This window comes from Dactylosporangium sp. NPDC048998, from assembly GCF_043197855.1.
Lineage (GTDB): Bacteria > Actinomycetota > Actinomycetes > Mycobacteriales > Micromonosporaceae > Dactylosporangium.
In genome coordinates, this window is the sequence record NZ_JBICTV010000081.1 from 1 (window position 1) to 6,147 (window position 6,147).

The following is a 6,147-nucleotide window of genomic DNA, read 5'->3' on the forward strand; positions in this document are numbered from 1 at the left end:
CGACACGGCGGCCGGCTCCCGCTCGACGGTGGTCTCCGTCGTCATCTGGCGTCTCTCCCTTGATCAGCAGATCCGCCGTTATTTGTACAGTCCCGTGTAATCGGCTTTTGCGTGGTGTCCAGTGCGGCGATGATCAGCTCGTGGACGTGGTGGCGCAATGGGTGAGAACGTCGTGGACGGTCCGGTCGCGGGGTGCGCCTGGCGCGGCTGCTCGAAATGCCGTTGCTGTCGGCTTCCCGCTTCCGTTTGTCGCATGCCCCGCGGTGCACGAGGTGGTGGTCGACGAATCACGCGACTTCGTACCCGAAGGCCGTTTCCGGGTTGCCGAGCCCGACCGCAAGGACGTGCTATTGCAAGAGGCCGGTGGCCGGCTGCGGGTCGCTCTGGTCGCCGACACCTGGGGAATGCCCCGTCGTCGGCGCCGCCCACCCGCCGTATGGCTCGCGTGTGGCGAGTGGGTGAGATGGCAGATCAACTACCGTTTCTCATGGCCCGCAGCCCGCGGTGGAGCCTGGCGCTACCGCCTGGACACGCTCAACCTCGGCTACGGCACCGTAGCAGCGGATGCATTCACCGGCGTCCCCACCCGGTACGTCGACGAACGTGCCCACCTGCGGTAGGCGCCGGTTCGCGGGGCCCCGCACTCGTCCGGCTGCTGAGGCAACCCGCCGGGAGGCCGAGGTGATATCTTGCCGCGATGCCGATCAAGCCCGTGACGGGTATGGCACCGATACCGCTAGATAGCCCGGACGATGTTGCCGCGCTGATGGAACTCCTCCATGGGCCCGACTCGGACACCCGCTGACCGTGTCCACCTGGTCGGGATACGGGCCGCGTGCTCGTCGACTCTCCACGCAGGCATCGACGACTATGGCTACCACAGCGAGGCCATCACGTACGACGAGCCGCCCGCCGTGAGCGTGCGGCCGGTCAGATGCATCAGTCCAGTCCGCCGGGTACGCCACCGGCACATGAGTGCAGCGAGGAATCACGAGTGGGCCCGGCCCATCTCGACGTTGATGCGCTGTTGCTCCGCATCGCAGAGCCGCTGGTAATGCTCGGCCCTGGTCTGGGCACCCACCTTGTCGGCCGCTTCGGCGGCGGCCTGCAATACCACCAGGGGCAAGTCGGGAACCGCGCGCGCCTGGCGATCGGCCTCGGCGAACACCACATCGGCCAACTGACCGTCTGCGGAGCCGGCCAGCCGGAATAGCTCCTCCACGTACATCCGCCCCAGGCCCACCGCCGGCCAGTCGGACACGTCATCCAGCGCTCGGCGGCACTCGCGTAGCGCCGCCCAAGCGGCACGGTGGTCGCCGGCCTGGCGTTCCAGTCCGGCCAGGGTCTGACAAGCCGACGCGGAGTCCCAAGCATTGTCCGCGAACTCCAGACTCTCCCGCTGCGCCGCAGCCGCCTCAGCGAATGCCCCTAAATCGGCCAACTGGTATCGGAGCTGGCGCAGCGTGTCCTTGTCCCGCTGGCGACCGGCCGCCCACGAGTCCAGCCATTGGCGAGCCAGTTCACGGTCGCCGGCCAGTTTGGCGCGTGCGACCCACGTAAGCGGGTCCTCGGCGGCCGGATCAGCCGGGAAGCGCGACCGCTGGCATTGCGCCCACTCCGCCAACCCGTCCTCGGAGACCCACGGCCGGCCCTGTTGGTCGAGCAGACGCTCCAACAGATCGTCCCGGCCGGCATGCCCGCTGTCGCGCACGAAAGCGATGGTGGCCTGCACCCCGGCAGCGAACAGGTGCTCAAGGTCGTAGCCACACCAGGTGTCGAAGTTGGCCCGCTTGATCTCCCAGTGCAGCCACACATCCAGCATCTGTCGATGCTCGGTGAGCAGAAAGCCAGCCAGCTCGGTCTCTTCGCTCAGCCCCTGGAACGGCGCCTCGCGTCGGCACCACGCCTCCTGCTCGGCCAACCACCGCACCAGCGGGAGGTCCTCCGGACGGTGATCGTACTGCAACGCCCACAACACCTGCGCCCGCCGCGCCGCGTTCCCGTCGCAGGCATATCCATCGGCGCCGGTCGCGCGCTCGTAGCGCAGCTCCCGCCACGCGACTGACGATTCCCGCATCCGCTCCAGCTCACGCCGCGCAGCCTCCATCACCCGCCAAAGATCGCACCACCTGCGGTGTCCTGTCACGCTGTCGTCGTACCAGTGCAGGCGCACTCATGCAGCAGTGGGCGCCTGTTGGTCAGCCGTGATCCAAGCCTTACAGCAGCGGGAGGCGGTTGCCGGCAGCCGGGCTGGCGTGGTTGTCCAGGAAATAGCTGTACACCTGTAGGTGGTGTTTCAGGTCGCCGTCGAGATAGGTGAGGTAATCGGCGAGCCCGGTCGCGGCTTCGCGTTCGTCAGCGCGGTCCGAGACGTGCCATTGGCGATGTTTCGCGGTGATCCAGTCGCGCACACGGCCGCGGTCGCGCCACCATTCGCGCACCAAGCTCGGCGTCCAATGGGTGTCACGTCTGGGATAGCGGGGTTCTCTGCCGCCAGCGTAGCGCTCAGGACGTCTTGCTCGGCCAGCCGGACTCGATACTGCCCTCCGTCGCCAGGTCGCAGCGGCGCTTTATGCGACCGAGACGCCGACGCGGCAGTCACGGCCACGACACCTCACTGCGAGGCAGGGCACGCTTCCCTTGAAGACGCGGAGCTTCCTCGACTCCGCCGTGGCCCGTCTGCGCTCAGCGCTCGCCGCGCTGCCCGGCGGCCGACGCCCTCAGTCCTTCGTGACGGCGATACAGTCGACCTCGACGTCGAAGGGGCCCGTCCACTCCGGCACGCAGAAGAAGATGCGGGCAGGCGGGTTGTTCGGAAAAAAGCGCTTGTAGACCTCGTTGAAAGCGTTGAAGTGCTCGGCCGAGACGCACATTACGTTGCACTTCAGCACATGCTCGAGGTCCGAGCCGGCGGCCTCGAGCGCCTTCTTAATCTGGGTGAGGATGAGCTCGACCTGGTGTTCGAACAGCGCGTTCGGGAGGATTTCCCCGGTGTCGGGGTCGAAAGGCGGCATGCCCGAGACGAACACCATGTTGCCGGCCCGGGTACAGGTCGACACCGGCGCGCCCCACTTCTCGAAATTGCTGTCGACGGGTTCGACCCGGATGATTTCCCGTTCCATGCGCTCGCTCCTGGTCCGTTTGGAGTCAGTCAAGCCTGGATTTTCGCGAAAGTCCGCCGATGAGTGCGTGTGAATGCGAAGGTGTGATCCGGCACTAGCGATCTTGAACGTTCGTTGTTCAACAGGCCGTCACCCAAGCTGAACAGCTAGCTCTGGGGTCTGGCGTGCTGCAGTGCGATCTGCTGGAAGACCTGGGCCTGCGTCGGGTAGCAGTGAACCGTGTTGGCCAGCGCCTCCAGCGACATCTGGTTCGTGATTGCCAGCGTAAGCTCGCTGATCATCTCACCGGCGTGCGCCGCCACAAGCGTCGCTCCTGCGATCTCGCTGCTGCCGCTGCGCGTGTATATCGCCCCGAATCCCTCCTCCTCGCCGTCGATGAACGCCCGAGCCAGCTTGGCCAGGTCGAGCCGGTAAGCGTCGATGGCGACACCTTCGTTGCGGGCTCGGCGCGGAGTTAGGCCCACCTCGGCCACCTCGGGATCGGTGTAGGTGCAGTGGGGAATAACGAGCTCTCGTACCGGGCGATGCGCTCCGTCCAGCGCGTTCGCGATACAGAGCCGCGCTGTCGCATTGGCCGCGTGCGTGAACTTCTGCGGGAAGGTTGCATCGCCAATGGCATAGATGTTGGGGTTGCCAGTGCACAGGTATTCATCTACCTCCACGCCGTCCCTGGCGACGTGCACCCCTGCCGCGCCCAGGTCCAGGTGCTCCACGTTCGCCTTGCGGCCGGTGCCGAGCAGCAGCGCATCATAGGGCAGCTCGCGCGTCCCGTCGGTGCCCTGCACCAGCAAACGGCCGGCGCCCGCCCGTACTGCCATGAACCCCAGATGGAGCCTTATCCCCTCCTGCTCGAACCGGCGACGGATCAGCTCACTGACCTCCGGCTCATCATGGGGCAACAGGGTCCTGGAGTGGCTGACCAGGTCCACCTCGCTGCCGAGACGGCGGAAGGCCTGGGCCAGCTCGCATCCCATCGGACCGCTGCCGATGACGACCAGCCTGGCTGGCAACTCGGTCAGTGAGAAGACGGTCTCGTTGGTCAGGTACTCCCCTGTCCGCAGTCCCTCGATGGGAGGCACCACGGGCTCCGATCCGGTGGCGATCACGGCTGTCCGAAATTGCAGTAGCCGGCCCTCGACCTCCACGGCATTCGGCGCGGTGAAGCGCGTGTGCCCGAGGTAGACCTCCGCCCCCGCTTGCTCGGCCACCTCGACCGCATCGCCTGAGCTGCTGAGGGAACGCATCTTGCGGACCCGATCCATGACGGAGCCGAAATCAGTTTGGGGTGGGGCGTCGAGCCGAAAGCCGAACTCGGCCCCGCGGCTCGCTTCGTGTACCGCGCGTGCGCAGCGAATCAGCGCTTTGCTCGGCGTGCAGCCGAAGTTGACGCAGGTGCCCCCGGTCAGTCGCTGCTCGGTCATAGCGACGCGGTGCCCGCCTCCGGCGGCAGTCGTGGCGGCGGTGAGGCCGGCCGGTCCGCCGCCGAGCACCACCAGGTCGTAGTCACCACCTTCGCGGTTGACCCAGTCAGGTGGGTGGCCCTGGCGGATCGTCCGCTGGTTGTGAACGTCGTCGGGGTAGAGCGCGATAGTCGCCATGGCGCATCCTCCGTGGGCCACGTTGGACGAGTGCCCGAGCGATCACGGGCGCACAGGTCCAAAATCTCAACCGCATAACCTAATCTACCGTTTACGGGCAGTTTCGCCACATGGCGGTGATCGTCGACGCCACGCTGAAGAGTGAGCCATTCCGGGTAACGGTGGCAGGACGGTTGGTAGCGATTGTCCGGCTGGCTGAGACACGCCGACTCCGTTGCGGTCCAACGGAAAGACGCAGAACCCCGGTATGAAGGTGGTCCTTCCGAGATCAACTTCATAGGGTCCTGCGTTGCCCGCCAGTGTCACATACACCGCCACGCTCAGCGTGCGCGAGGAGACCGTGCTGTCCGTCTCAGCCCTGCTCCACGCCGAACCCCTGTCTGGCGCCGCTCTTGGCCCGCGCGCATCCGGATCTACCGCGAGGCGCGTGCAACGCAGCGTGACGAGCCGGGCCAGCGCCCGGTACCCGCCGGTGTCGGGAAAGGGCCACTCAGCGTTGCGTTGCGCGGCGACGGCGACGCCGCTGCACGACGACTGTCAGGAGCACCGTACTGACGAGGAAGAACGCGATATAGAGGATTACGATCGCCGCGAGGACGAAAAACGCGTACCTGCGTTGGACGAAGGCGATCGTCACCGCCGCAAGCCCGCAGACCGTCAGTAGGCACAAGTACAGCGACCGGAACAACGCCCAGGACTTCGCGTCCGGCGCCCATTCCTTGACCGTACGCCGCCAGGGCCCGACCAGTGATGCCGCCGCCAGGACGACGCCCGTCGCGGCGAACACTACCAACGGCAGTACCACGGGAAGGTAGGACGGCAAACGGTCCGCGGCCATGATGATCCCTTCTCGACAGTCTGATCCCTCGCCTGCCGGGACATTATTCGCACCTCGGCCAGAGTTCGTCATCGTCCACTGGGACGTAGTAGCCGAGAAGGGTAAACACGTCAGAGGGGTTGCCGCAGGCGCGTGGAAGGCTACAGAAGTCTGCGGCCGGCCGCGGTGATGTGAGCCGCCAGTACGGCGTGCGCCGCGTCGTCGGACCAAACCTCAGCGCGTGTGCTTTCTCGCGCGAGGTCGTCCCCGGTCAGCGGGACACCTTGGTCCCACTGCGCCGGCCAGTTGGGGAAACGGCGCACTTCGACCAAGCCTCGCGCTGCCAGCGAGATCAGACCTGGCGCGAGGATGTCTGCGAGTTCCTGCGGTGTTGTCGCCTCGTGCCAGCGAAGCTCCCAGAGCGGCAGCGGCGAGTCCTCCAAGGGGTCCAGAACCAACACCTCGGAGTGGTCCAGCAATTCGTCGGCCATTCTCCCGTTACCTTTCAGCGCGCTTTAGTGAGCACACGATCGGTAGTCCTACCTTACGGTGGGACGGTCCCGGTCTGACCGACTGGCGTCGTGCCGGGTTCACGCTTCACGGCCACCTG

At 66.3% G+C, this 6,147-nt stretch carries 7 protein-coding genes; 1 reads left to right on the forward strand and 6 read right to left on the reverse strand.

Features of this window, described 5'->3' with window-relative positions; genetic code table 11:
- Positions 1-140 precede the first annotated feature (140 nt).
- Positions 141-620 (forward strand): hypothetical protein, encoded by a 480-nt coding sequence (locus ACGFI8_RS47655; protein WP_392815679.1) that lies wholly within the window; start codon positions 141-143, stop codon positions 618-620.
- Between the two features lie 368 nt (positions 621-988).
- Here the strand turns inward: ACGFI8_RS47655 and ACGFI8_RS47660 are convergent, their stop codons facing one another.
- The 6 genes from ACGFI8_RS47660 to ACGFI8_RS47685 form a co-directional block, all read right to left on the reverse strand.
- Positions 989-2,107, reverse strand: a complete 1,119-nt coding sequence (locus ACGFI8_RS47660; RefSeq protein WP_392815692.1) for a hypothetical protein — start codon at positions 2,105-2,107, stop codon at positions 989-991.
- 109 nt (positions 2,108-2,216) lie between these two features.
- Positions 2,217-2,441 carry a hypothetical protein gene (locus tag ACGFI8_RS47665; protein ID WP_392815681.1) on the reverse strand — a complete coding sequence of 75 codons (225 nt, stop codon included), beginning with the start codon at positions 2,439-2,441 and terminating at the stop codon, positions 2,217-2,219.
- Between the two features lie 279 nt (positions 2,442-2,720).
- A complete protein-coding gene (locus ACGFI8_RS47670; RefSeq protein ID WP_392815683.1) occupies positions 2,721-3,122 on the reverse strand; it encodes a RidA family protein in 402 nt (133 codons plus the stop codon).
- Positions 3,123-3,268: 146 nt separating this feature from the next.
- On the reverse strand, positions 3,269-4,720 hold the full coding sequence (locus ACGFI8_RS47675; protein ID WP_392815685.1) for an FAD-dependent oxidoreductase: 1,452 nt from the start codon (positions 4,718-4,720) through the stop codon (positions 3,269-3,271).
- 490 nt (positions 4,721-5,210) lie between these two features.
- Positions 5,211-5,558, reverse strand: coding sequence for a hypothetical protein (locus ACGFI8_RS47680; RefSeq protein ID WP_392815688.1), 348 nt, complete (start codon positions 5,556-5,558; stop codon positions 5,211-5,213).
- Between the two features lie 140 nt (positions 5,559-5,698).
- Positions 5,699-6,028: a hypothetical protein gene (locus ACGFI8_RS47685; RefSeq protein WP_392815690.1), complete on the reverse strand. Its 330-nt coding sequence runs from the start codon at positions 6,026-6,028 to the stop codon at positions 5,699-5,701.
- Between the last annotated feature and the right edge of the window lie 119 nt (positions 6,029-6,147).

Coding starts and splice junctions, on each gene's coding strand:
- ACGFI8_RS47675 (WP_392815685.1), bottom strand. CDS start 4,720: ATGGCGACTATCGCGCTCTACCCCGACGACGTTCACAACCAGCGGACG.
- ACGFI8_RS47670 (WP_392815683.1), bottom strand. CDS start 3,122: ATGGAACGGGAAATCATCCGGGTCGAACCCGTCGACAGCAATTTCGAG.
- ACGFI8_RS47660 (WP_392815692.1), bottom strand. CDS start 2,107: ATGGAGGCTGCGCGGCGTGAGCTGGAGCGGATGCGGGAATCGTCAGTC.
- ACGFI8_RS47685 (WP_392815690.1), bottom strand. CDS start 6,028: ATGGCCGACGAATTGCTGGACCACTCCGAGGTGTTGGTTCTGGACCCC.
- ACGFI8_RS47680 (WP_392815688.1), bottom strand. CDS start 5,558: ATGGCCGCGGACCGTTTGCCGTCCTACCTTCCCGTGGTACTGCCGTTG.